Here is a 2,178-nt window from a genome sequence, read left to right on the forward strand (position 1 = left end):
TGAGTCACGGATAAGCGTTATATCCCGTTCTTCTTCGGTGCGTTTTAGCTGCGCCCGGAGTTTCAGGATCTCGCTTTTGGCTTCCAGTAAATCCCGGGCATGCTGTTCGCTGTTATCAGGTTTAATAGCCCGTAGCCACTTGTAGAGGCTGTGTGCAGAAACGCCCAGACGGTCAGATACTTCGGCAACGGAATAACCGCGTTCCGTTATTTGACGGACGGCTTATTCCTTAAATTCAGGTGTAAATCGTGGTGTGCCCATACGCTCCTCCTATGCTCAAACTATAGGGCAGGATCGTCTACCGGGGTGGGGTCAGTCCAGAAATAATGGAATCCGAAAGTTCTTCTGGATGGAAGTTCGGGGAGAAAGTCAGGTTGATTTGTGGCTCTTCTGCGGTTCGGGGTATTCGCACGCAGCAGGAAGAGCCGGTTGAGTCTCATCTGTTTACGCAAAGCGCAAACGGCGACTGCAGGTTTCCTATCAGCCAGCCATTACTTGTAGGCTCTATCTTAAGCTGGCGAACGGTGCCTTCAGGAACGTAAAAGAAGCTGCTTTTGAAACTTTCATCATCAGCAGTATCGCGTGGATTTTTAACGTAGCGTGTATCGGTCAGTGAAATCTCACCCGGCCTGTTCATCTCATAGTTAAAGAGAATTGTACGTGAGATGACATTAACACCTTTGTATGACTGGATATTACCCGACAGGACAGCCTGACCATCGTGGTTTTTATCCAAACGGAAAACAAACTCCAGCGTAGCGATGAAATCAGGTTCATGGTGGTTATAACGTACTATTGTGGAACAGTTTACATTTAACGCACTCTGTTTTTGATGCATGTGAACATAGAACCAAACCGATAACGCCAGGATGATGATTAAAATTACGGCCAGCCCCCCTGTTTTTTTATTAATTGCGTTCATAACCACTCCAGTAGTTATTGAGGCAGGAAATGTATTTGTCGTTTCTTGACGTACATCGACTGATGAAAGCTCGTCCCTTGTTGCCGTAAAGATATGACTCAGAAACCTGATACAAAAATGAAGTTCCGTCCAGACAGTCAATTCCATTGGCCTTTGCCAACTCGATGAACAAGTCTTTTTTTTGTTCAGAAAGTGATGCGGAGTTTCTTTGTACAGTGTATACAGGACACGAACCATAGTTAAAGAGAAAATAAGTCTTCAAATCTCTTACCTGAGCCAAATCTTTTGATGGAACTCTAAGCCCTAATGTAATTAAGGTTGCGCTAATTAAAACGACTGCCAATGCCAATGCGAGAGGTAATTTTCTATATCTAACTCGCATCGGAGAGCGTTGTTTTACTATTTGAGCGTCATTTTTTTCATCTTGCAATCGAGACTCATCCTCAGAAGTGGGTTGAGTCAAAACCCTTACCTCGACATCACTATTAAACATAAAACCAACGCGAGGCACCGTAGTAATACACTCTTCGACAATCCCAAACTGTACGAAATGTTTTCTAAGCTCCGAGATGTATTTGTTTAGCGTGTGGCTAGAAGAACGGAGACCATGAGCATCCCAGACGCTATCCAGAAGTTCATTTCGCGTCAGAACCTGACCATGCTTTTCCAGAAGACATGCAAGAAGTCTGTTCATTGTCAGGGTCAGAATGACAGTAGAGCCTTCGTCTCCAGATGGCCATATAGCACCATCTTCCGATCGATAGAAAACCCTATTGTCAATCATGAAAACCATCTCTGACTCCTTATCCATGATGGTAATTGAATGGTCTTTCTCGTTTCTCCAACTTACGGAAAACCATCAGTTTCTTTGTTTTCATCCTAGCACAGCCAGGCGCGACAGCAGCTCCATCAGTTTTATTGCTTGTAAATTAACGAAAAGTCAGGATATTGATTTGTATTTAAACAAATTCACAATACATCTATCTACATGGCGTTTTTGGTTGATAGGATTATTCGCAGAAGTGAATGAGCAGGTTCTTATTCTTCAGGAGCAGTCATCCGACCTACCGCCATTCACAGTACCGGGAACGAAGAGACACCTCGGGTAGCTAATCCAGTAGATAAGGAGCGACATCAAAATGATAAGCACCAAAATGCTCATGAAGGCAGAACGTTTCTTCATCAAAGCACGCACATTGATTAGAGAAACGATCTTAACTGCGGAACTAACCGATGTGAAGTGGTCAACAAAAACT

The 2,178-nt window shown here is 43.8% G+C and carries 3 protein-coding genes; all 3 read right to left on the bottom strand.

All coding sequences use genetic code 11. The features are described 5' to 3' along the window. Nucleotides 1–210: transposase (locus tag INF68_RS21790; RefSeq protein ID WP_370552485.1), on the bottom strand; the 210-nt coding region annotated here is incomplete at its 3' end. 226 nt (nucleotides 211–436) lie between these two features. Next, entirely contained in the window at nucleotides 437–922 is a 486-nt protein-coding gene (locus INF68_RS21795) for a hypothetical protein (protein ID WP_193525447.1), read from the bottom strand. Continuing rightward, nucleotides 909–1,715 (bottom strand): winged helix-turn-helix domain-containing protein, encoded by an 807-nt coding sequence (locus tag INF68_RS21800; protein WP_126786875.1) that lies wholly within the window; start codon nucleotides 1,713–1,715, stop codon nucleotides 909–911. Before INF68_RS21800 ends, INF68_RS21795 begins: the two co-directional genes overlap by 14 nt. Between the last annotated feature and the right edge of the window lie 463 nt (nucleotides 1,716–2,178).

This window comes from Enterobacter cloacae complex sp. P16RS2 (assembly GCF_014982155.1).
Lineage (GTDB): Bacteria > Pseudomonadota > Gammaproteobacteria > Enterobacterales > Enterobacteriaceae > Enterobacter > Enterobacter cloacae_M.